The sequence below is a fragment of the Methyloversatilis sp. genome (assembly GCF_030696805.1).
GTDB lineage: Bacteria > Pseudomonadota > Gammaproteobacteria > Burkholderiales > Rhodocyclaceae > Methyloversatilis.
Window position 1 is genome coordinate 24558 of sequence record NZ_JAUYRO010000057.1, and the last position, 22614, is coordinate 47171.

The following is a 22614-nucleotide window of genomic DNA, read 5'->3' on the forward strand; positions in this document are numbered from 1 at the left end:
GCAAGCCCGCCCGGCTTGACCCGGCGCGCGTCACCAGAACTGCCACTGGCCGGAGTGGATGACCCACAGGCCGAGCAGAAGGTTGGTCACGCCGTGCGAAACGATGGGCAGCCACAGGCGCCCGGTGGCGCGATACAGCCAGCCATAGACCAGACCGGCGACGATGCCGGCCGCCCACTGGCCGTGCTCGAAGCCGAACGCGATCGAACTGAACAGCACACTGCGCAGCGTAACCGACTGCGCCACGACGGTCAGGAAGTTCGGGTTGTCGAGCCAGCGCATGATGAAGGAACGCCAGAACAACTCTTCCATGATGGGCACGACAACCGCGGCACCGAAAATGCGGATGACGACCAGCGTCATGATCAACGCGCCGGCGTCGTCCAGCGGCTTGTAGCCCTCGCCAGGCTTGAATGCGAAGGGCGGGAAATCGAGCCAGATCCACAGCGCCCAGACCGCGACGCCCAGCACCACGGCAACCAGCCAGGCGGATACACCGGACAGGGATGGCGGTGCAGCCGGTGCGGCGGCTCGCAGCTCGATGTAGTCGCGGCTGAACACCGCCAGTGCAGCGATCACGCAGGCGATCTGCAGCGCATACATCCAGCGCGGGTCGACGTCGAGCGCCCCGGCGAGCGGTGCGGCGATGATGAGGAACAGGATGTAGAGCGCGAACGGCAGGATGCGCGCCAGCGCGGCACGGCGCGGTGTGATCGTGGAACTCATGTCGGAAGGATGACGCGACGGACCGGTTTCGGGACAGTGCATGATAAGGCCGCCGTGCGACAGTCAGATGGCAGCGCTGCACGGTCGGCTGGTATCGGAACGTCGGTCAGCCGGCCGGATACCAGCGCGGCAACCACCCGGCCTCGTCGACCGCCGCAACGAAGGGCGGCGCGATGTCGCAACCGGGCATCCAGACCGGACGCCCGTCGACGCACACGATGGGTACGCGATCACGCAACCAGGGCGGCAGGCCGCATTCCTGCGCGATCTGCTTGATGCCGGCACGCGGCCGCCCCGGACCGCGCGGCAGACGGTCGCCGGGCGCCCGGGCACGCACGGTGACATGCGCCTGCGCAACGACCGATGCTGCCAGCCCCTGCCCGCAGACCGGTTCGAAACGGATCTGCCCGGCACCCCATGCCTGCACCGGCTCCCCCGACCACTTCCGCTCGGCAGGCGGATCGAAGTCGGGCATCAGCCACAGCGCGCCGCGATGGCTGATGCCCGCCACACCGGCGTGCGCCACCGGACAGGCCGAGGTGGCCTGCGCCACTGCGAGTTGACGGCGCCATTCGTCCAGCCAGGGTTCGTTGGGCAACGTGCGCGCGCCATGCTGCCGAAGCAGCCAGCGCAGCAGATTGCGCTGGCGCGCGGCGTCGAGCGCGATCAGACCGTCGATCCGATAGCAGCGGCCCCACTGCGTGGCCTCGGCGAGGGCTTCGGCGTCGCGCGCGGCAAGGCCGTCGAGCAGGGTTTGCGCTTCGGCCAGACGACGCGCGACGCCGGACATCGCTTCGGCCGCACGCGGCCAGCGCGAGGTCAGCACCGGCAGGACGTCGCGGCGCAGGTAGTTGCGGGCGTAGCGGGTGTCGGCATTGGATTCGTCATCGATCCAGCGCAGGCCGTGCGCCTGTGCATGGGCTTCGAGCGCGCTGCGCGGCACGCCGAGCAGCGGCCGCAGCGTGGCAACGCGATCGCCATCGGCGGCACGCCACGCGGGCATGCCGGCCAGCCCGAGCAGGCCAGCGCCACGCACCATGTTGTGCAGCAGCGTTTCGGCCTGATCGTCGGCGTGGTGGGCGGTCAGCAGCGTGTCGAGGCCGCGGTCATGCGCATGGGTGTGCAGCGCCGCGTAGCGCGCGTCGCGTGCGGCACATTCGAGACCGTCGGGCGAGGCACGCGACACTTCGACGCGCAGCACACTGAACGGCAGGTCGAGCGCCCGGCACTGCGAAGCGCAGACGTCTGCCCAGATATCTGCGTTCGGGCTGAGGCCGTGGTGGACGTGGGCACATTCGAGCTGCCAGTCGTGCTGCGCGCGCAGCGCCGCCAGACCATGCAGCAAGACGGTTGAATCGAGTCCGCCGCTGAAGCCGAGCAAAAGCCGGCTGGCCTCGGTGCAGTGCGCCGCGAGTGCGCCGGCAAGCTGGCCGGACAGATCAGGCGACGGCCTGCTCCTTGAATTTGCCATAGGACATCAGTCGCTCGATACGGCGCTCCACCAGCTGTGACGGGGTCAGGTCGGCAAGCTGGCGCTGCGCTTCGGCCAGGGCGCGCTTGAGCGATGCGGCCACCGTGACGTGGTCGCGGTGGCCGCCGCCAGCCGGTTCGTTCACCACCTTGTCGATCAGGCCAAGTGTTTTAAGGCGCGACGCGGTGATGCCCATGATTTCTGCGGCATCGGCCGCCTTGTCGGCGCTTTTCCACAGGATGGACGCACAGCCTTCCGGCGAAATGACCGAGTACGTCGAGTACTGCAACATCATCAACGTGTCAGCCACGGCGATCGCCAGTGCGCCGCCGGAGCCGCCCTCACCGATGATGGTGGCAATGATGGGGACGCGCAGTTCGGCCATGGCGTAGAGGTTGTGGCCGATGGCTTCGGACTGGCCGCGCTCTTCGGCGTCGATGCCCGGATAGGCGCCCGGTGTGTCGATGAAGGTGAACACCGGCATGCCGAATTTTTCAGCCAGCTTCATCAGGCGCAGCGCCTTGCGGTAGCCCTCGGGACGCGGCATGCCGAAATTGCGATGGATCTTTTCCTTCGTGTCGCGCCCCTTCTGGTGACCGATCACCATGCAGGCATGGCCGTTGAAGCGGGCGATGCCACCGACGATGGCGTGATCGTCCGCGAACGAGCGGTCGCCATGCAGTTCCTGGAACTCCGTGAACATCAGGCGGAAGTAATCGAGCGAGTACGGACGCTGCGGATGGCGCGCCACCTGGGCAATCTGCCAGGGCGTGAGCTTGGCGTAGATGTCCTTGGTGAGCGACTGGCTCTTTGCTTCAAGCCGGGCGATCTCTTCCGAAATATCGACCGCCGAATCGTCCTGCACGAAACGCAACTCCTCGATTTTCGCCTCAAGTTCGGCGATCGGCTGTTCAAAATCGAGAAAGGTGGTTTTCATCGGCGGAGTGGGCTGAATCAGAAAGGAAGGCGATTTTACCGCGTACGCCTGCTGTTCGGTCGGCAATGCGCTGTCCGGAGTCCGGGTGCTGGATCGAGAGGGGACTGCACGGAGGTGGAGCGCGCGCCACGGAGCCGCGGCGCAGCGAGGTGGCTACTTGATGCGGCGAAGGTGCGAGCGGCCGACCGGCTTGTCCGGTGTGGTGAGCACGGGCTGCTCGCTGCGCTCGGAGGCCGCCACCGGCGCCGCATCGGCACGAACGGTCTGCCCCGCTGTGACTTCAAATGCCATGCCGTGACCGTTTTCGCGCGCATAGATCGCAGCGACACAATCGATTGGAATGGTCAATTCCTGCGCGACGCCACCGAAACGCGCCGAGCAGGTGATCAATTCGTTACCCATGACCAGTTGATGCACCGCTTCGCGCCCGATGTTCAGGATGATCTGACCATCCTTCACGTACTGGCGAGGGACGCCCGCGCGCTCGTCGACGACGACCGCGATATAGGGCGTGAGCCCCTGGTCCGCACACCAGTCAAACAGCGCACGGAGCAGGTAGGGCTTGGTCGAAACGGAACTCATCACATCCATGCAATTTGAACGAATACTCCGGGCAGTCTAGCGACGCATCACTTTTTCTGACGGCGTCAGCGCATCAATGAACCCTTGGCGGGAAAAGATACGTTCAGCGTACTTCATCAGCGGCGCAGCAGACTTGGGAAGTTCGATACCGTAGTGGTCAAGTCGCCATAGTAATGGAGCAATGGCAACGTCCAGCATGGAAAATTCCTCGCCCAGCATGTACTTCTGCTTGGCGAAGATCGCCGTGAGCTCGGTAAGACGATCGCGCAGGTGCGCGCGGGACTTGTCAGCCGTACGCGCATTCTTTTCCAGCGGCTCGATGTGCGAGAACAGTTCGTTCTCTACCGTATGCAGAAGCTGCCGTGCGCGAGCCCGCATGATCGGGTCAGGCGGCATCAATTGCGGGTGCGGAAAACGCTCGTCAATGTACTCATTGATGATGTTGGAGTCATACAGGATGAGGTCGCGATCAACCAGCACCGGCACGCGGTTATAGGGATTGATGACCGCAATGTCTTCCGGCTTGTTGTACAGGTCGACATCAATGACCTGGAAATCCATGCCTTTTTCGTAGAGGACAATACGGCAGCGATGGGAAAAGGGATCGGTGGTCCCCGAGTACAGATTCATCATCGTGTTGACACCCCAGGAGTACTCGGCATCCCGCACCACGCGACGTACGCGTGATGGGGTCGCTTCGCGATGACCGAGAGCTTGCATGACTTTCGGGCGTATTTGATTAATGGACGTCTTTCCAGTACTCACGCTTGAGCAGGTATGCCAGCGTGAGCAGGACGGAAAGACCGAGGATGACGAGCAGGCCGGTCTGGCGACGCTTTTCGGCGCCGGGTTCGGCCATGAAAACAAGATAGGCAACCAGATCGCCGATCGCCGAATCGTACTCTGACTTGCTGAGCTTGCCCGGTTTCGTCAGTTCGATCTGCAGCGAATCGACTTCGCCGCCGTGGCCATCCGATACCTTCACGTGCCTGGCAGTCTGCTCGCCCTGAAGTTCGTACAGGACGTGCGGCATGCCAACGTTGGCAAAGGCTGTGTTGTTCCAGCCGGTCGGGCGCGCGTCGTCGCGGTAGAAGCCGCGCAAGTAGGTATACAGCCAGTCTGCGCCACTTCCGTCGCCCGAGGCGCGCGAACGCGCCACGACGCTCAGGTCGGGCGGCGCCGCGCCGAACCACTTGATGCCGTCGGCGCGCGTCATGCCGACGCGCATCGTTTCACCGACCTTGTCGGCGGCGAACAGCAGGTTGTCTTTTATCTGCTCGTCCGTCAGACCGACGTCGTTCAGGCGGTTGTAACGCATGTACGAGGCCGAGTGACAGTTCAGGCAGTAATTGACGAACATCTGTGCACCGCGCTGGATCGCGAGGGCGTCACGGAATTTCTCCGTTGGCGCGCGATCGAGTTGAACGTGACCGCCTGCGGCCATTGCAACCAAGGGGGCGAACAGGGCGCCCAGAAACAGGTTTTTGAGTTGTTTCATGATCTGTCTGGCTTTCAGTGTCCGGTCACGCGATCAGGTACGGGCTTCGTCTTGTCTATCGCGGTGTACCAAGGCATCGCGATGAAGAACAGGAAGTAGATGATCGTGCAGATCTGCGACACCAGCGTGCCCATCGGCGTCGGTGCCTGCACGCCCAGGTAGCCCAGGATCAGGAAGGCAATGATGAAGATGGTCAGCGCCGCCTTGTAGATCGGGCCGCGGTAGCGGATCGACTTCACCGGCGAGCGATCGAGCCACGGCAGCAGGAAGAAGATCATCACGGACAGGCCCATGAAGATCACGCCCCACAGCTTCGCATCAACCCAGAAGAAATTCACCGTGTTGGCGCGAAGGATCGAATAGAACGGGGTGAAGTACCAGACCGGGGCGATGTGCGACGGCGTCTTCAGCGGATCTGCCGGAATGAAGTTGTTGTATTCCAGGAAGTAACCGCCAAACTCGGGGGCGAAGAACACCACTGCGGAGAAGCAGATAAGAAAGACCACGACGCCGACGATGTCCTTCACCGTGTAGTACGGGTGGAACGGAATACCGTCGAGCGGAATACCGGTTTTGGGGTCCTTGTGCTTCTTGATGTCCACACCGTCCGGGTTGTTCGAGCCGACTTCGTGCAGCGCGATGATGTGCGCAGCAACCAGGCCGATCAGCACCAGCGGCACCGCGATCACGTGGAACGAGAAGAAGCGGTTCAGCGTTGCGTCACCGATCACGTAGTCGCCACGCAGCCAGATCGACAGGTCGTTGCCGATGACCGGAATGGCCGAAAACAGGTTGATGATGACCTGGGCGCCCCAGTACGACATCTGTCCCCAAGGCAGCAGGTAGCCCATGAAGGCCTCCGCCATCAGCAGCAGGAAGATCGCGCAACCGAAGATCCACACCAGTTCGCGCGGTTTGCGGTATGAGCCGTACATCAGGCCGCGGAACATGTGCAGATAGACCACGACGAAGAACGCCGAAGCGCCGGTCGAGTGCATGTAGCGGATCATCCAGCCCCATGGCACGTCGCGCATGATGTATTCGACACTGGCGAACGCCACCGGAACGCCCGACGCGTTCAGCGACGCATCCGGCTTGAAGTGCATTACCAGGAAAATGCCTGTGACGACCTGAATCACCAGCACGAGCAGTGCGAGCGAACCGAAGAAGTACCAGAAGTTGAAGTTTTTCGGCGCGTAGTACTCCGCCAGATGTTCCTTGTACATCGAAGTCAGCGGGAAACGCTGGTCGATCCAGCCCAGCAGGCCGGTAGTCGTTACAACCTTTTCGCCTGCCATCGCTCAACCCTCCTTGGTGTCCTGACCAACCAGGATTCGGCTGTCGGACAAAAACATGTACGGCGGCACCGGGAGGTTATCCGGTGCCGGCATTGCCTTGAATACGCGACCTGCGAGGTCGAAGCTCGAGCCGTGGCAGGGGCACACGAATCCGGCGACGTCGCCGAGCTGCGCGTTGGAACCCGAAGCGAACGGGCCCGAAGGCGAACAGCCGAGATGGGTACAGATCGCCACGAGCACGGCGAACTCTGCGCGATCTTCGCGAGCGCGCTGGACGTTGCGGGCGTATTCGGGGGTGAATTCGGACGGGTTGCGTTCCGATTTGGGATCAGCGAGCTTGTCCTCGATCTTCGCGAGGGCTTCGAGCTGTTCCGGCGTACGACGCAGGATCCACACCGGTTTACCCTGCCACTCGACAGTGGTCATTTCGCCCGGAGCGAGTTTGGACACATCCACCTCGACCGGCGCACCTGCGGCTTTCGCACGCTCCGACGGCGCCAGACTGGTCAGGAAGGGTACTGCGACTGCAAGTCCTGCAACGCCACCCGCACAGGCGGTTGCCACGAGCAGATTGCGGCGCCCGCAATCCATTTTTTTCTCATTGCCACTCATGCTTCACCCCGTCGAAACAATTGATTCTGCGCAACCTGCGATTATACCCCCAAGCGACGACTGCTTTAAACCCCCAACGGCCTTCCGGTACCACGGAACATTGCGATGCAAGCCCATCGTGTAGCACGCAGGCTCAAACCGCACCCAGCTCGCGCATGCGCGCGATGCGTTCCGGTGCAATTCCCAGGTCGGCTAGCACCTCATCCGTGTGCGCGCCGAGCCCGGGGCCGATCCAGTTCGTTCCGCCCGGCGTTTCCGACAGCCGCGGCACCACCGCTGGCGCTTTGAATGGTCGGCCGTCCGGCAGTTCCAGCGTTTCGAACATTGCGCGCGCGAGAAACTGCGGATCGGCGACGATGTCTTCGATCGAATACACCCGGCTGACCGGTACGTCTGCCTCGCCCAGCGCGCGCAGCACTTCTTCGCCATCGCGCTCGGCCACCCAGGCGTCGATCAGCGCATAGATTTCGTCGCGTCGCGCATCGCGGCCTGCGTTGTCGGCGAGTGAAGGGTCGGCGGCGAGATCAGGGCGACCGAGGGCAACCATCAGGCGCTTGAAGATCGCGTCGCCGTTGCCGCCGATGATGATGTGGCGGCCGTCACGGGCCGTATGGGTGTTGGACGGCGTGATGCCGGGCATGATGTTGCCGGTTCGGCCGCGGATGAAGCCGAAAACGTCGAACTCCGGCAGCATGCTTTCCATCATCGCGAACACGGCTTCATACAGTGCGACGTCGACGGTCTGGCCCTGCCCTGCTCCCCGTCCGCCGGTGGCATCGCGGTGGCGCAGTGCCATCAGTGCGCCGATGACGCCCCACAGCGCTGCGATGGAGTCACCGATTGAAATGCCGACCTTGACCGGCGGCCGGTCGGGGAAGCCGGTGATGTAGCGCAGGCCGCCCATCGATTCACCTATGGCACCGAAACCGGGCTGTTCGGCCATCGGCCCGGTCTGTCCGAAGCCGGACAGACGGACGATGACCAGCGATGGATTCAGTTCGCGCAGCACTGCTTCGGGCAGGCCGAGCTTGTCCAGCACACCGGGGCGGAAATTTTCGACCAGTACGTCGGCGTCGGCCAGCAGGCGACGCAGCACGTCGATACCATCGGGGTGCTTCAGGTTGAGCGTAACCGACTTCTTGTTGCGCGCCTGCACGAACCACCACAGCGACGTTCCTTCGTAAAGCAGACGCCATTTTCGCAGCGGATCGCCGCCGTCCGGCGATTCGATCTTGATCACATCGGCGCCGAATTCGGCCAGGATGCGCGACGCAAACGGACCGGCGATCAAGGTGCCCAGTTCGACCACCTTCAGGCCGGACAGTGGTCTGACGGCGGTGTCACTCATGCTGGCCGGCGCTCCGACAGCGCCTGGGCGATGGTGCCGATGTCGGTATGCTCCAGTTCGCCGCCGACCGGCAGGCCACGCGCGATTCGGCTTACCGCAAGACCGCGCGCACGCAGCATTTCGCCAAGGTAGTGCGCGGTGGCTTCGCCTTCATTGGTGAAGTTGGTGGCGAGGATCACTTCGGTCACTTGAGGGTCGGCCGCGCGTTCCAGCAGGCGATCGAGCCTCAGCTCGCGCGGGCCGACGCCTTCCAGCGGAGCGATGCGCCCCATCAGGCAGTAATACAGGCCGGCATAACTCTGCGTCTGCTCCATCATCAGCATGTCGGCCGGGCTTTCGACAACGCACAGCAGCGATGCATCGCGGCGCGGCGATGCGCAGCGCTCACACACCTCGAGTTCGGTGAAGGTGTTGCAGCGCGCGCAATTGTGCAGCCGGGTCAGCGCCTGACCGAGCGCGCGGGCCAGCTTTTCGGCGCCCTGCCGGTCACGCTGCAGCAGGTGAAAAGCCATGCGCTGTGCGCTTTTCGGGCCGACTGACGGCAGGCAGCGCAGCGCGTTCACCAGCTCGTCCAGAACACCCGGCGTCATCCGTGCAGTACGGTTATCAGAACGGCAGCTTGAAGCCGGGTGGCAGGTTCAGACCGGATGTGAAGCCGGCCATCTTTTCTGCCGTGGTCGTCTCGACCCGACGCACTGCGTCGTTCACCGCAGCGGCCAGCAGGTCTTCGAGCATTTCGCGGTCGTCCATGACCGAAGGGTCGATGCTGACGCGACGCACGTCGTGCTTGCAGGTCATGACGACCTTCACCATGCCGGCGCCGGACTGGCCCTCGACCTCGACGGTCGCCAGCTGGTCCTGCATCTTCTTCATGTTTTCCTGCATCTGCTGGGCCTGCTTCATCAGGCCACCGATGCCACCTTTCATCATGGTGCGATCCTCAAAGTGGTTTTATCGAGTCTTCGATCAGCCGGGCATCGAACTGTTCAATGACCTGCTGCACGAAGGGGTCGTTCCGCATCGCCTCGCGCGCCTGCTGTTCGCGCGCCTGCTGTTCGGCGGTCAGCCGCTGCGCCACGGTCTGAGACACCGGGGCGCCGTGTTCAAATTGAAGCTGGACCGGCATACCGAGCGCGTCCTGCACGGCGGCACGCAATTTGTCCTGCGCGCTGCTGACCAGGTGCGCCATCTCGCGCGGCAGGCGCAACCGGATGCGTCCGCCGTCGCTGCCCAGCCATTCGCACTGATGCGCGAGCTGGCGCGTCAGTGCGACGATGTCGAGCCGGTCAACCAGCGCATGCCAGTCTTCATTGGAGTGCAGCACCGCGGCTCCGGCCTTGGCCTCGGTGGGAACGGTTGATGGCACAACCGCCGCCGGAAACGCGGAAGGCGCCTCTTTGTGCCGCGGAGCGGGTACCTGCGCAAGCGGTTCGCGCTCGACCGGCGTGGGCGCGACGACCGGCGGTAGCGGTGCACTGGCGCGGGCCACCCGTGGTGGCGCCTGCAGCGCGGCGCTGTGCCCGCGCGGCGTGGCAGCCAGCGGCGGCGGATTGTCGGGGCGGAAGGCCAGCAGGCGCAGCAAGGTCATCGAAAAACCGGTCAGCTCGTCCGGCGCCATCGGCAGATCATTGCAGCCCTGCACGACGATCTGGTAGGCCAGCTGCACCGATTCGGCGTCCATCGCCTCGACGTACGGCGCCAGACGCAGGCGCTCGTTTTCGTCGGTGATGGCGTCAGGTACCCGCTGCGCCATGGCGACGCGGTGCAGCAGCACGGCCAGTTCGCGCAGCGCCTGATCGAAATCGACGCTGCGCGTCCGCATCTGTTCGGTCAGCGCCATCAGTGCCGTCCCGTCGCCGGCGATGATCGCATCGAGCACGAGGTAGAGGTGTTCGTCACCAACGGTGCCCAGCATGTCTAGCACGTCCTGCTCGATCAGCCGTCCGGCGCCATGGGCAATCGCCTGATCGAGCAGCGACAGCGCGTCGCGCATTGATCCGGCTGCCCCCTTGGAAATCGGCCGCAGTGCCGCCGGCTCGTATTCGACCTGTTCGGCATCGAGCACGGAGGCGAGGTGTCGCACGATGGCGTCGGGCTGCATCTGCTTCAGATTGAACTGCAGGCAGCGGCTCAGGACCGTGACCGGGATCTTCTGCGGGTCAGTGGTAGCAAGGATGAATTTCACATGCTCGGGCGGCTCTTCGAGCGTCTTCAGCATCGCGTTGAAGGCGTGGCCGGTCAGCATATGGACTTCGTCGATCATGTAGACCTTGTAGCGGCCGCGCGCCGGCGCGTAGGCCGCCTTTTCGAGCAGGGCCGCCATATCGTCCACGCTGCGATTGGACGCGGCGTCCATCTCGACGTAGTCAACGAAGCGCCCGGCGTCTATTTCGGTGCAGGCTGCGCAGACGCCACAAGGTTTCGCCGTGATGCCGGTGTCGCAGTTCAGGCTCTTGGCAAGGATGCGGGCGATTGTCGTCTTGCCGACGCCGCGCGTGCCGGTGAACAGGTAGGCGTGATGCAGGCGTTGCTGTTCCAGGGCATGGGTCAGCGCGCGCACGACGTGGTCCTGACCGATCAGCGTGTCGAAGCTGCGGGGACGCCACTTGCGCGCTAGAACCTGATAACTCATCGGAACGCTGGCGGGAGGGGAACCGGGAACGGATCCAGCAAAAAAGGGAGGGGTGGCGAGCCTGACCCCCGGCACTCATGGTGAGCAGCTGTGGCTGCTTCCTTCCGGATCTGACCAGATTCACCGCGCCACGATGCGGGGAGACCCGCCACGCCGAATGATAACCCGAGCCACCCGACTTGGGCGACACCGACGGCAAATTAGCCGCCGCCGCGCTGGAAGTGTCGGTCGAAGCGTGCCATGAACTCCTGCATCACGGCGCCGTCACGGGACGGAAAATCGATCTGCACGCGCAGCCTGGGAAGGCTCAGCAGACCGATGTTCAGCGCAGGCAGCTCGTCGGCGGTCAGCTGCCAGGTCTTGCCGCAGACCTGCTCGCCACGGTGCACCAACGGCAGACCGACCGCACCGGGAAGCATGCCGAAAAACTCGGCGCGACCGATGCTCATGACGCGTTCGACGCGCCCCGATTCAAGTTCGGCCGGCTTCAGCGGAAACGCCATGCTCACCCGCCAGCCACCGGCGGCCAGATGGCCAGCACGTCATTTTCGACCAGCGGATGCGCGTCGCGGCTGGCGGGCGGAATGTAGTGGCCATTCACCAGCACCAGATGGACCAGGCGCTTGGGCAGCTGATGGCGATCGATGAGGTCGCCGACGGTGGTGCCGTCGGCGACTTCCATCGGCCACTCGTTGGTGCGCTTGGCCTCGTCCGGAAGATGATCCGACAGCGAGGCATACAACTTCAGCGTCACCCGCATCGTCAGTGCGCGGCCCCGGCGAGCGGCGCAGCACTCTGCGCCTGGGCACTCGACAGATAGGCTTCCATGACGCGCAGCGGGTCCTGCATCAGACGTTCCTTCCAGGTGCCGAGCGGCGTACGCGTCTGGATCAGACCGCGCAGCACACCGACGTGGTCGGTCAGGCCGATCGAGGTCGCACCGACCAGCACGTCTTCCTTGAACTGCAGGCTGATGTAGCGGAAGCGCTTGTCGTCGATCATTTCGACCGCATCGCCACCGTCAGCGCCCCACCACTGACCGAAGGACGCGGAAATCAGGCCCAGCGTATCGAGCACATTGATCGCCATGGTGCCCTGCGAGCGCGTGCTGCGACCGGCCATGTTCATGGCGGCGACGCGTCCCTGATCGACCGCGTTCGGCTGGATGGCGTTGACCAGACGTTCGCCGGTCGAAAAATCGATCGCTTCAGCCACATCTCCCGCTGCGAAAACGCCCGGCACATTGGTTTCGCAGCGTTCGTCGATCAGGATGCCGGTCGCGCAGGCGACGCCGCTGCCTTCGAGGAAGGCGACGTTGGGCTTGACGCCGGCGGCCGCGATGATCAGGTCGGCGACCACTTCCGTGCCGTCACCCAGCGTGGCGACCAGGGCATCACCGTCCTGACGGATTGCCGTGACACGCGCCTTGGTATGGACGGTCACACCCTTCTGTTCGACCCAGCGCGCAATCATGCTGCCCGCCTTCGACGTCATCATGCGCGGCACCATGCGGTCGCCCATTTCGACGATGTCGAGCTTGACGCCACGCGAGGCAAGCGCTTCCATGATGATGCAGCCGATGAAGCCGGCGCCGATCTGCAGCACACGGGCGCCCTTCTTTGCCTTCGCCGCAATGTGGCGCGCATCTTCAAGCGTCCAGCAGCTGTGAACATTGGGCGAATCGATGCCCGGTACAGGCAGGCGCAGCGGGTGTGACCCGGTGCAGATCAGCAGCCTGTCGTACTGCAGTGCGGTGCCGTCTTCGAGATGGACCGTGCGCCCGGTGGTGTCGACCGATTTCGCGCGTCCGAGCACTTCGCGAATGCGCAGCGACTCGAAGTGGCCGTCGGTCTTGCGCAGCCAGGTGCCCTTCTCTTCGATGTTGCCGACCAGCAGATAGGGAATGGCCATGCGTGAATATGGCCGCTCCGGCTCATCGCCGATCATGACGATGTCGGCCGATGCGTCCGCGCGGCGCAGCGCCTCGGCGGCGACCACTCCGGCTGGACCATTGCCGATGATGACGTGTTTCATGTTTGTTCCTGTCGAAATGCGCCGCGCCCCGAAGGGCGCGGCGAGGTCAGGGGTAAAACCCGATCAGAGGCCCAGGCGGGCGACGGTTTCGGCAGTCGGCCGACCTTCCGGGTCCCAGCCGCGCAAGTCGTAGTACTCTGGAATCATCTTGTCGATCCCTGAAACCAGGCCCTTGGCCGGACCGACCTTGGCCGCTTCGGTCTTCAGGCGGGCCGGCAGATCGTCGTCCTTGCGCGTGAAACCGGCCGCGTTGTTGAACTGGCGCTCCATGTTCCAGATGCGCTCGCCCATGAGGTCCAGTTTTTCCATCGACCAGTCGCCTTCGCACGCCGCCTGCAATTGCGGCTGAATGTCGGACAGCGCCCAGGCAAAGGTCGTGAAAACGCACAGGCCGGTCGAATCGACCACCGCTGTCGCGTCCTGGAAGGCCTTGACCAGCGCCGGCTTGCCTTCGGTCGTCAGCGGATCGGTCTTGACCGGAATGCCCAGCACTTCGGACGAAATCGTGTATGAGCGCAGGTGGCAGGCACCGCGGTTCGAGGTGGCATAGGTCAGCCCCATGCCCTGCACGGCGCGCGCGTCGTAGGCCGGGAATTCCTGGCCCTTGACCGACATCGACAGTTCCGGATGACCGTACTTCTCGCAAAGACGCTTTGAACCGAGGCCGATGATCTTGCCGAAGCCTTCGCCGCGGGCTGTGATTTCGGTCAGATAAGTGAGCGCCTTGGCAGAACCGAAAGGCGCTTCGATGCCGATTTCTTCCTTCGTCAGCACACCCATTTCGTACAGTTCCATCACTGCACCGATGGTGGCGCCGAAAGAAATCGGGTCAAAACCGTCTTCATTGCACAGCATGGTCGCGTACTGCAGCGCATCGAGATCATCGACGCCATTGGCGCAGCCCAGCGCCCAGGCCGCTTCGTATTCCAGACCGCCCGATGCCCCCCAGTACTTCGGGCTGTTGACCACGGTGTAGTGCGTGGCGTCGATCTTGGAGATGCGACCACAGGCGATGGTGCAGCCGAAACAGGCCTGGTTGTTGATCAGTTGCGCCTTGCCATCACTCTCGCGCGGCTCGTGCATCGCTTCAGCCGAAATCTTGCGCGCGCCTTCGAACTGCACATCCTTGTGGTTGCGCGTCGGCATGGCACCGATTTCGTTGATCACGTTCATCAGCACCTGGGTGCCGTAGGTCGGCAGGCCCTGACCGGTAACCGCGTTCTCCTTGAGGATCTTCTTCTTCTCGAAGGTGACCTTCATGAATTCCTTCGGATTGGCGATGTTGCCGACACCCAGCGTGCCGCGTACCGCAATCGCCTTCAGGTTCTTCGAGCCGGCGACGGCGCCGACGCCGGAACGGCCGGCTGCACGGTGCAGGTCATTGACGATCGCAGCGTACAGCACGCCGTTTTCGCCGGTGCGGCCGATACAGGACACACGGACCTGCGGATCCTGATGTTCCGACTTGATCTGACCTTCGGTTTCCCACACGGTCTTGCCCCACAGATGGGAGGCATCGCGCAGTTCGACCTTGTCGTTCTCGATCGACAGATAGACCGGGCTCGACGCACGGCCTTCGATGATCACCATGTCCCAGCCGGCGAACTTCAGTTCGGCGCCGAAGTAGCCGCCGGAGTTCGAACAGGCGATGGCGCCGGTCAGCGGGCCCTTGGTGACGACCGAATAGCGGCCGCCTGTGGAGGCCATCGTGCCGGTCAGCGGGCCGGTGGCCCAGATGATCTTGTTGTCCGGCGACAGCGGATCGACCTTCGGATCGATTTCTGACGCCAGGTACTTCGTCGCCAGACCGCGCTGACCCAGATAGTCGTGCGCCCAATCCATGTTGAGCGGCTCGCTCGTACAGGTGCGGTCGGTCAGATTTACGCGGAGAATTTTACGTGTCCATGCCATGTCGGTATCCCTTTCGGTGGTCAGGCAGACGGATTGCCGAGCTTGTCGGCCCACTGGCGCATGCGCTCCAGCCCGGTCCAGTTGGCATCGACATAAGTGATGGCACCGGTCGGACAGGCTTCAGCGCAGGCCGGGTCACCACCGCACAGGTCGCACTTCTGCACCTTGCCGGTTTCGGCGACGTAATTCACGGTCCCGAACGGACAGGCGATCGTGCAGACCTTGCAGCCTACACAGACATCTTCGAGCACGATCTTGGCACCATTGGTCTTGTCGAGCTTGATCGCCTCGACCGGACAGGCGTGCATGCACCAGGCTTCGTCGCACTGGGTACAGGTGTACGGCACCTTGGCGCCGGTGTGGTGAAACTCGAATACCTTGATGCGCGACAGCGAGTTGTTGAAAACCCCGTAGTTCTCGAACGAGCAGGCCATTTCGCACTGCAGGCAGCTCGTGCATTTCAAGGGGTCAATATGTAGTGATTTCTGCATGTTCAGTCGCTCCTCCACATTCTGGGCGTATCACTGTGTGGTTCGACGCACGGGTGCGCCGGCTATGAAAACCGCTTCTTATTTTAGCGCCCGGATTTTCCCCGCGGGAGGCCTTTCGGCGGGTCAGCACGGGGGTTTGAGTGCGGCGGGTGTGTTCAATGCGTCCAGATGTCCAGAATCTGGACATCTGGACAGTTGCGGCGCAGACAGCGCCGCGCTGGCGCTTAGGGTTCGTAGCGCGTGTCGAGATAGCTGCGGATCGCCCACATGGCTTCCTGCGCCATCATGCCTTCGAACGGCGGCATGTACACGGCGCCATTACGCACGCGTCCGCGACGGACCGTATTGATGTAGTAATCATCGCTTTCAGCGTCCAGGGGCAGCATGCGAAGATCCGGCGCGATGCCGCCGCTGATGGCTTCCAGCCCGTGGCAGCGCGCACAGTTCTGGTTGTAGGCCGAGGTGCCGATACGGATGGCTTCCTTGTCGCCGCGGTAGGGGTTTTCCTTCCTCCATTCCTCGCCGAGCGGCTTGAGCGCGCTGACGTCGACCGCCTGGGGCACGACGTCGCCGTGTGCCTCGACGCGCAACGTGGTCGCCGCGCCCAACGTAATCAACGCGGTACAGACCAGCGTTGCCTTCAAAATCCGGTTACCTGCTTTCATCACTCCTCCGTAAATATCCGTTACTGCAACACAATATGCGGCCCCAGCCCGTTAGCAGGATGCGTGCCACGTTAAACTCGAGTAAGAGCCGAGCGGCGACACTCGCGCCGCACCGAAGACAACGCACGGCGCGGCAGGTGCGCATACAGCCGGTCGCCATGATGCCCCAGGAGTGTGGAGGCGCGTGCGCCCTAGGTGCGGCGGTGCTTCAGGCCTTACTATCTTGCATGAACAGTTTGCAGGGCACTATCAGTCGCCCGTCGCGTCACACGCCAGAGTCGGCATCACCGGCCATAGCGCGTGGTTCAAGGTTCGGAGGAGAGCATGGATTTGACAACGCCTGAAGGGGTGCGCAGTGCGCAGGCCCACGAGATCATGCGCAGCGAGGGCGAAGTACCCGCCGGGGTGCTGCCGACCCTGATCGAAACGTCGTGGAGTCGCTGCATCAGCAGCGGCCTCGACGCCGACAGTTGCAGCAAGGAAGTGGAGCGTGCGCGCCGCGACGTCCTGCTGACCGAGCGGGAGCGCAACGAATGTCTGCTCAAGCACGCCGCTCCCGTCATGAACGGCCTGTATGCGCAGATCGCGCGCTCGGGCAGCATGATCGTGCTGACCAATTCGTCCGGTTTCATCATTCATTCGGTCGGCGACCAGAGCTTTCTGGATCGCGCGTCCAAGGTCGCGCTGTCGCCGGGCGTCGACTGGTCGGAAGCAAGCAAGGGCACCAATGCCATCGGCACTGCGCTGGTCGAACAGGGGCCGGTATCGGTGCATGGCTCGCAGCACTTCTTTTCCGCCAACCACTTCCTGAGCTGCTCGGCGTCTCCGATATTCGATCCGTGCAGCCGTATGCTTGGCGTGCTCGACGTAACCGGCGATTCGCGCACGCCATCTCACCACAGCCTGGCGCTGATCAACCTTGCGGTTCAGACCATCGAGAACCAGCTTTTTGCGCATGCCTTTCCCGAAGGCTTCCTGCTGCACTGCCACGTGCAGCACGAACTGATCGGCACGGTATTCGAGGCGCTGCTTGCGTTCGACCAGGAAGGTCGCGTGCTGTCGGCCAACCGCAGCGCGTGCAGGCTGATCGGCCGCAGTCACGCCGAACTGATGAACCACAGCTTTTCGTCGATGTTCGACAAGTCGCTGAGCGCGCTGTACGACCCGCTGATGCGCGGCACCGACATCATCGAACTGCGCCTGTTCGGTGGCCGAACTCTTTTCGGCCGGCCGCGGCCGGGCGTGCTGGCACGCCCGCCGGCGCGAGTTTTCAGCATGGATGTTTCTCGCCATGACGGTTCGACAGGGACTTCGCTGCGGCCGCCAGCCGACCCTGATTGCGGCCTGGAGCGCCTGAGCACAGGTGACGCGCAGATGAATGCCGTCGTGGAAAAAGTGAAGCGCGTGCTCGGCCGCGACATTCCGGTGCTGATCCAGGGCGAAACCGGTACAGGCAAGGAACTGCTGGCGCGCGCCATCCACGACGAAGGCCCGCGTCGCGACCACAACTTCGTGGCGGTCAACTGCGCGGCTATTCCGGATGGTCTGATTGAATCAGAACTGTTCGGCTACGAAGATGGTGCGTTCACCGGCGCCCGGCGCAAGGGCTACGCCGGCCGCATCATGCAGGCCGATGGCGGCACGCTGTTCCTGGACGAGATCGGCGACATGCCGCTCGCGTTGCAGGCGCGCCTGCTGCGCGTGCTGCAGGAACGCAACGTTGTGCCGCTGGGCAGCGGCCGCGCCACACCAGTCGACCTTTCCATCATCTGCGCCACCCACCGCAAGCTGCGCGATCTGGTCGCCCAAGGCATGTTCCGCGCCGACCTTTACTACCGGCTCAACGGGCTGACCGTCATGCTGCCGCCGCTGCGCGAACGCAGTGACCTGCGCGCGCTGGTGCAGCGCATTCTCGACAGCGAGTCATCGATTCCGCGCGGCCTGAGCATAGACGACGAGGTGCTCGAGTTGTTCGAACGCCATCCGTGGCCGGGCAACATGCGCCAGCTGGCCAACCTGCTGCGCACGGCAGGCGTCATGGCGGCGGACGATGGCGTGATCGGCCGGCCGCACCTGCCGGACGACTTCATCGACGAACTGGATCATCAGCCAGCCAGCAGTGGGCTGGCAGGCGAGGGCGCGGCGGGCGCCGGTTCCCCGTGCGATCTCGATAGCCTGACACTGCGCGCAATCCGCGAGTCGCTGTCGCGCAACGACGGCAACGTCGCGGCGACGGCGCGCGAACTCGGAATCAGCCGCACCACGCTCTACCGCAAGCTCAAGGAAGGCTGACGGGCAAACCAAGTCGAAAATTGACAGGCAAAAAAAAGCCGGCCTTGCGAGCCGGCTGAAGAGCCATGTCCTGCTGAAGAGATGCCGCGCCTGAAAACACTGAAACAGACACGGCACAGGAACCAATGCAAGCGTCGTGCCTGCATCGGTCCATTCTGCAAATTACTTGTGCAGCTTGAACACCCACATCGAACCACCCTGATTCAGGTAGTTCACCTTCTTGGCGACGTCGCCACCCCACAGCGGCACGGCACCGCCCCAGCCGGTCGCGACACCGATGTACTGCTCGCCGTCCTGCTCCCACGTGATCGGGGGGGCCACGACGCCGGTGCCGGTCTGGAAGGACCACACTTCCTTGCCCGTCTTCGCGTCAGCTGCCTTCAGGAAGCCTTCCGGGGTACCCCAGAACACCAGCCCGCCCTTGGTTGTCATCACACCACCCCACAGAGGAGCGTTGTTGGTGACTTCCCACACGATCTTGCCGGTCTTCGGATCCACCGCGCGCAGGGCGCCGATGTACTTGTCCTCGATGGTCTTGATCGTGAAGCCGGCGCCCAGATAGGCCGCACCCTTCTTGTAGGTGATCGGTTCGTTCCAGATTTCCATGCCCCACTCGTTGGCCGGCACGTAGAACAGGCCGGTGTCCGGGCTGTAGGCCATCGGCATCTGGTTCTTGCCGCCCAGGAAGGACGGTGCCGAGAACACGGATTCGCCCTTCTTGCCGTCAGCGCTCTTGGCCGGGTCGCCGGGGCGGTTGGCCGGGTCGAAAATCGGCCTGCCTTCGGCGTCCAGGCCCTTGGCCCAGGTAATCTTGTTCACGAACGGGAAGCCGCGTTCGAACTTGCCGGTATTGGCATCCAGCACGTAAAAGAAGCCGTTGCGGTCGGCCTTGCCACCCATGCGCTTGCCGTTCATGTCGAAGGTGACGAATTCATTCACACCGTCGTAATCCCAGCCGTCATTCGGCGTGCCCTGGAAGTGCCACTTGATCTGACCGGTGGTCACATCGATGGCGACGGTCGAGCACGAGAACAGGTTGTCGCCGGGGCGCAAGTGGCTGTTCCACGGTGCCGGGTTGCCGGTCCCGAAGTAGGCCAGGCCCGTCTTCGCGTCATAGCTGCCGCCCAGCCAGGTGGCTGCGCCGCCGGTCTTCCACAGGTCACCGGTCCAGGTGGCGTTCAGCGTGCCGCTGATGCCGTTTTCCGTCTTGTTGCCTGCGGCGTCGTACTTGTAGCCCATGTGGCCTTCGACCGTCGGGCGGACCCACACCAGCTTGCCGGTCTTCGGATCGCGTGCCTCAACGCGGCCGATGACGCCGAATTCACCACCGGACACGCCAGTCAGCAGCAGGCCCTTGGCGATGATCGGGGCGGCGGTATTCGAGTAGCCGGCCTGATAGTCGTCGATCTTTTCCTTCCACACGACCTTGCCGGTGTTCTGGTCGAGCGCAACGAGTTGTGCGTCCAGCGTGCTGAAGATGACCAGGTCGCCGTAGGCGGCGGCGCCACGATTCACCACGTCGCAACACGGCATGATGCCGTCCGGCAGGCGGTGTTCGTACTGCCACAGCTTGGTGCCGGTCTTGGCGTCCAGCGCGTACAGGCGCGAGTAGGAGCCGGTCACGTACATCTTGCCGTTGATGATCAGCGGCTGCGATTCCTGGCCGCGCTGCTTTTCACCACCGAAGGAGAAGGACCAGGCCGGAACCAGGTTCTTGACGTTCTTCACATTGATTTTGTCGAGCGGGCTGTAGCGCTGACCTTCGGTGCCCATGCCCCACGACAGGATGCTGGTCGTGGTCTTGGCGTCGGCTTCGATGTCCTTGTCGGTGACGCCGGCCATGACTTGCGGTGCGGCCAGCGCGGCGAATGCAGACAGCAGGACGCCGGACAGCGTCGTGGTACGCAAACCTTTCATACTTCCTCCTCAGTGGTGAGTTTGTCTCTTGTTTGCCGGGATGTCTTCCCTTGATCGGCTAGCAGCGATCGCAAGAAGCGGGCCAAGTACAAACGAGGGGGAAATACGGTCGCACCGCCTTGCGAGCGGCGCGAAACAGGTCAGGTGTTCATTTTTGTTTCAATCGGGAGGGCGCAGCAGTGCTCAGCGTCTGCTGTTCGTAGCGGCTGTACAGATGAGTGACCGAACGTTCGAATTCGCTGCGCGCCAGCGGCATCTGCGCGAAACGTTCGGGCAGCGGCAGCACCATCACTTCAGCCATGTCCATGCCGCTCATCGCCGCGCGATTCAGCGTGTCGTCGAGCCAGTCGAGCCAGTCGCGTGTCTGGACGACGCCACGCCGGTCGTCATGTACCGGACCGTGGCCGGGCAGTGTGCGCTTCACCGGGAGTGCGGCGAGCGTGTCGAGCGCTGCGCGCCAGTGGGTGATCGAGGCGTGCGGCGTGGTCGGTGCCCGGTCCAGGAAGATCAGGTCACCGGCGTACAGCACGCCGGTGGTGCGGTCAAAAATCGCCAGATCGCCTCCGGTGTGGCCTTCCAGCGCGATCAACTCGAACTCGTGACCGCCTATCGTCAGTCGCCCCGCCTGTGCCGCCTGATCCGCCACGGTGACTTCGGTGCCGGCCAGCCAGTCACCGGCCATGCGATACATGTTGTCGGCGAAGGCTCCGCCCTGCTCCCGCATGCCGGCCTGCGCAGCCGGCAGCGCCGCCATCGGCACGCCGGAGAATGACTGATTGCCAAGGAAGTGATCCGGGTGCTGATGGGTATTGAACACCCGGATGACCGGACGGTCGGTCACGCGGGCGATGGCCGCCCGCATCTGTTCGCCGTAGCGACGTGACGGTCCGGTGTCGATCACCACAACGCCCTCGGCCGTCACGACAAAGGCGGTATTGACGATATTGCCGCCGTTGTCGCGGGAAATGTCCTCGGTTCGACCGACGAAAGCCCAGCTGTTCTCGGCGATCTTCTGCGGCACGAGGCCGTAGTCGAACCGGTCTGCGGCAGTCGGATCAGCCGCCTGCGCCAGCAGCGTGCCACCGGCCAGGACAAGGGCGAGCAGGAACCGCCCGATCATGGCTGCACCATCGCGTCGATGCGGTTTCCGTTGTTGTCGCGACCGACCACACGCAGCGCCGCCTTGCCGGTATCCGGCAAGTCGAACGAAAACACCGGGTTTTCGCTCAGCGGCTCGAATGTTTCCATGCGCAGCATCGCCTCACCGCTGGCGTCTTCCACCGCCAGCTGCTCGATATAGAAGGCCGGAATGCCTGGCGCAAGGCCGGTATCCATCGGATGCATGATGCGCAGCCGCACGCGTTGGTTCTGCCCGTCGTGGAATACGCGCGCCTGCACCTGGTTCAGCGTGCTGGCCCAGTCCGGCGCGCTGCGGCCGGTGCTGGGCGCCGTGCAGCCGCCGCCCGCAGCATCGACCCACACGCCGCCCGCATACCACTTGCCGTCGCCAGTCTGCACCAGCGCGCGGATCGGGCTGGCCTGCTGCAGCTTGATGCGGAAGGACAGCCCGGGTTGTGCCAGCAGCGGCTGGTAGTCCAGCACCTTGACGATGGGGTTGAAGTCCGCGACCACCAGCACGCGCTTCACATCGGGCAGGTTCCGGAACTTGATCGTGACCGGCACGTTCATCGAATCTTCGGCCACCTTGGGCGCCAGCACCTCGACACGCGAATCGAAGGTGACCGGTGCATTGCCGGCATATTCGCGCTGCAGGTCAGGCCAGCGCGACGAACCGAGCGGGTCGGCCGCGCCAGCCGCTGCACCAAGCCCCAGCGCCAGCCACAGGGCCATCAGTAACTGCTTCATCGGGATCTACTCCTGGTTATCGATCTTTGGATCACTGCACTGCCCCGTTTCGGGAAGCAAAACAAGGGCCATCGCCGTGTCGGCGCCCGTCAAGGCGATGGCCAGTCCTCGAGACGCGAGCTTAACGCCATGCGGCTGTCTCAGGGCGCGACATCAAGGTGTTCAACCGTGGAACACCCGCCAACACCGGGACCGACTCCCTGCTTTCGCGGGAATTTTCTACCAACAGCTTGCGGCCTGCCTGCCTACGCTGCAGTGCGTGTCGCAGCCCGTCACCCGGATGCCATGGCGAGCGGCGACGCCGACACGACACATCACACTGAAAGAGGAGTCA

Annotated in this window: 22 protein-coding genes and 1 other RNA gene; 1 reads left to right on the forward strand and 22 read right to left on the reverse strand. The window is 63.6% G+C overall.

Annotation, left to right across the window (positions count from 1 at the left end):
* Window positions 1-30 precede the first annotated feature (30 nt).
* The 19 genes from Q8R75_RS10940 to pedF all read right to left on the reverse strand — a co-directional run bounded on the left by Q8R75_RS10940 (window position 31) and on the right by pedF (window position 16205).
* On the reverse strand, window positions 31-726 hold the full coding sequence (locus tag Q8R75_RS10940) for a CAAX prenyl protease-related protein (RefSeq protein WP_305614535.1): 696 nt from the start codon (window positions 724-726) through the stop codon (window positions 31-33).
* Between the two features lie 106 nt (window positions 727-832).
* Complete coding sequence (tilS, locus tag Q8R75_RS10945) at window positions 833-2197, reverse strand: tRNA lysidine(34) synthetase TilS (RefSeq protein WP_305614536.1); 1365 nt, start codon at window positions 2195-2197, stop codon at window positions 833-835.
* Window positions 2166-3134: an acetyl-CoA carboxylase carboxyltransferase subunit alpha gene (locus tag Q8R75_RS10950; protein ID WP_305614537.1), complete on the reverse strand. Its 969-nt coding sequence runs from the start codon at window positions 3132-3134 to the stop codon at window positions 2166-2168. The genes tilS and Q8R75_RS10950 overlap by 32 nt, the downstream gene beginning before the upstream one ends.
* Before the next feature lie 153 nt (window positions 3135-3287).
* Window positions 3288-3716: a ClpXP protease specificity-enhancing factor gene (locus tag Q8R75_RS10955; RefSeq protein ID WP_305614538.1), complete on the reverse strand. Its 429-nt coding sequence runs from the start codon at window positions 3714-3716 to the stop codon at window positions 3288-3290.
* 36 nt (window positions 3717-3752) lie between these two features.
* Window positions 3753-4349 carry a glutathione S-transferase N-terminal domain-containing protein gene (locus Q8R75_RS10960; RefSeq protein ID WP_257097615.1) on the reverse strand — a complete coding sequence of 199 codons (597 nt, stop codon included), beginning with the start codon at window positions 4347-4349 and terminating at the stop codon, window positions 3753-3755.
* A 106-nt stretch (window positions 4350-4455) separates the two neighbouring features.
* Entirely contained in the window at window positions 4456-5214 is a 759-nt protein-coding gene (locus tag Q8R75_RS10965) for a cytochrome c1 (protein WP_305614539.1), read from the reverse strand.
* Between the two features lie 14 nt (window positions 5215-5228).
* Entirely contained in the window at window positions 5229-6512 is a 1284-nt protein-coding gene (locus tag Q8R75_RS10970; RefSeq protein ID WP_305614540.1) for a cytochrome bc complex cytochrome b subunit, read from the reverse strand.
* Window positions 6513-6515: 3 nt separating this feature from the next.
* Window positions 6516-7124 carry a ubiquinol-cytochrome c reductase iron-sulfur subunit gene (gene petA, locus Q8R75_RS10975; RefSeq protein WP_305614541.1) on the reverse strand — a complete coding sequence of 203 codons (609 nt, stop codon included), beginning with the start codon at window positions 7122-7124 and terminating at the stop codon, window positions 6516-6518.
* Window positions 7125-7257: 133 nt separating this feature from the next.
* The gene (locus Q8R75_RS10980; RefSeq protein ID WP_305626250.1) at window positions 7258-8472 is read right to left on the reverse strand and encodes a CaiB/BaiF CoA-transferase family protein; all 1215 of its coding nucleotides are present in this window, start codon (window positions 8470-8472) and stop codon (window positions 7258-7260) included.
* Entirely contained in the window at window positions 8469-9062 is a 594-nt protein-coding gene (recR, locus tag Q8R75_RS10985; protein ID WP_305613610.1) for a recombination mediator RecR, read from the reverse strand. Before recR ends, Q8R75_RS10980 begins: the two co-directional genes overlap by 4 nt.
* Window positions 9063-9078: 16 nt before the next feature.
* A complete protein-coding gene (locus tag Q8R75_RS10990) occupies window positions 9079-9399 on the reverse strand; it encodes a YbaB/EbfC family nucleoid-associated protein (protein ID WP_305613632.1) in 321 nt (106 codons plus the stop codon).
* Between the two features lie 13 nt (window positions 9400-9412).
* A complete protein-coding gene (gene dnaX / locus Q8R75_RS10995) occupies window positions 9413-11104 on the reverse strand; it encodes a DNA polymerase III subunit gamma/tau (protein ID WP_305613611.1) in 1692 nt (563 codons plus the stop codon).
* Between the two features lie 51 nt (window positions 11105-11155).
* Window positions 11156-11254: signal recognition particle sRNA small type (ffs, locus tag Q8R75_RS11000), an RNA gene on the reverse strand.
* A gap of 50 nt (window positions 11255-11304) precedes the next feature.
* Window positions 11305-11607, reverse strand: coding sequence for a hypothetical protein (locus Q8R75_RS11005; RefSeq protein ID WP_305613612.1), 303 nt, complete (start codon window positions 11605-11607; stop codon window positions 11305-11307).
* Between the two features lie 2 nt (window positions 11608-11609).
* Window positions 11610-11864 carry a MoaD/ThiS family protein gene (locus Q8R75_RS11010; RefSeq protein ID WP_069037844.1) on the reverse strand — a complete coding sequence of 85 codons (255 nt, stop codon included), beginning with the start codon at window positions 11862-11864 and terminating at the stop codon, window positions 11610-11612.
* 2 nt (window positions 11865-11866) lie between these two features.
* Entirely contained in the window at window positions 11867-13138 is a 1272-nt protein-coding gene (locus tag Q8R75_RS11015) for an FAD-dependent oxidoreductase (protein WP_305613613.1), read from the reverse strand.
* A 63-nt stretch (window positions 13139-13201) separates the two neighbouring features.
* The gene (locus Q8R75_RS11020; protein WP_305613614.1) at window positions 13202-15049 is read right to left on the reverse strand and encodes an aldehyde ferredoxin oxidoreductase family protein; all 1848 of its coding nucleotides are present in this window, start codon (window positions 15047-15049) and stop codon (window positions 13202-13204) included.
* A gap of 20 nt (window positions 15050-15069) precedes the next feature.
* A complete protein-coding gene (locus Q8R75_RS11025) occupies window positions 15070-15540 on the reverse strand; it encodes a 4Fe-4S dicluster domain-containing protein (RefSeq protein WP_305663654.1) in 471 nt (156 codons plus the stop codon).
* A gap of 224 nt (window positions 15541-15764) precedes the next feature.
* The gene (pedF, locus tag Q8R75_RS11030; RefSeq protein ID WP_305613616.1) at window positions 15765-16205 is read right to left on the reverse strand and encodes a cytochrome c-550 PedF; all 441 of its coding nucleotides are present in this window, start codon (window positions 16203-16205) and stop codon (window positions 15765-15767) included.
* 324 nt (window positions 16206-16529) lie between these two features.
* On the opposite strand from pedF, the gene Q8R75_RS11035 reads away from it, so the two are divergent.
* Window positions 16530-18497 carry a sigma-54-dependent Fis family transcriptional regulator gene (locus tag Q8R75_RS11035; RefSeq protein WP_305613617.1) on the forward strand — a complete coding sequence of 656 codons (1968 nt, stop codon included), beginning with the start codon at window positions 16530-16532 and terminating at the stop codon, window positions 18495-18497.
* Between the two features lie 162 nt (window positions 18498-18659).
* Here the strand turns inward: Q8R75_RS11035 and Q8R75_RS11040 are convergent, their stop codons facing one another.
* The 3 genes from Q8R75_RS11040 to Q8R75_RS11050 form a co-directional block, all read right to left on the reverse strand.
* Window positions 18660-20414, reverse strand: coding sequence for a PQQ-dependent methanol/ethanol family dehydrogenase (locus Q8R75_RS11040; RefSeq protein ID WP_305613618.1), 1755 nt, complete (start codon window positions 20412-20414; stop codon window positions 18660-18662).
* A gap of 148 nt (window positions 20415-20562) precedes the next feature.
* Window positions 20563-21534: a quinoprotein relay system zinc metallohydrolase 1 gene (locus Q8R75_RS11045; RefSeq protein WP_305613619.1), complete on the reverse strand. Its 972-nt coding sequence runs from the start codon at window positions 21532-21534 to the stop codon at window positions 20563-20565.
* Entirely contained in the window at window positions 21531-22280 is a 750-nt protein-coding gene (locus Q8R75_RS11050; RefSeq protein ID WP_305613620.1) for a quinoprotein dehydrogenase-associated SoxYZ-like carrier, read from the reverse strand. The genes Q8R75_RS11045 and Q8R75_RS11050 overlap by 4 nt, the downstream gene beginning before the upstream one ends.
* Between the last annotated feature and the right edge of the window lie 334 nt (window positions 22281-22614).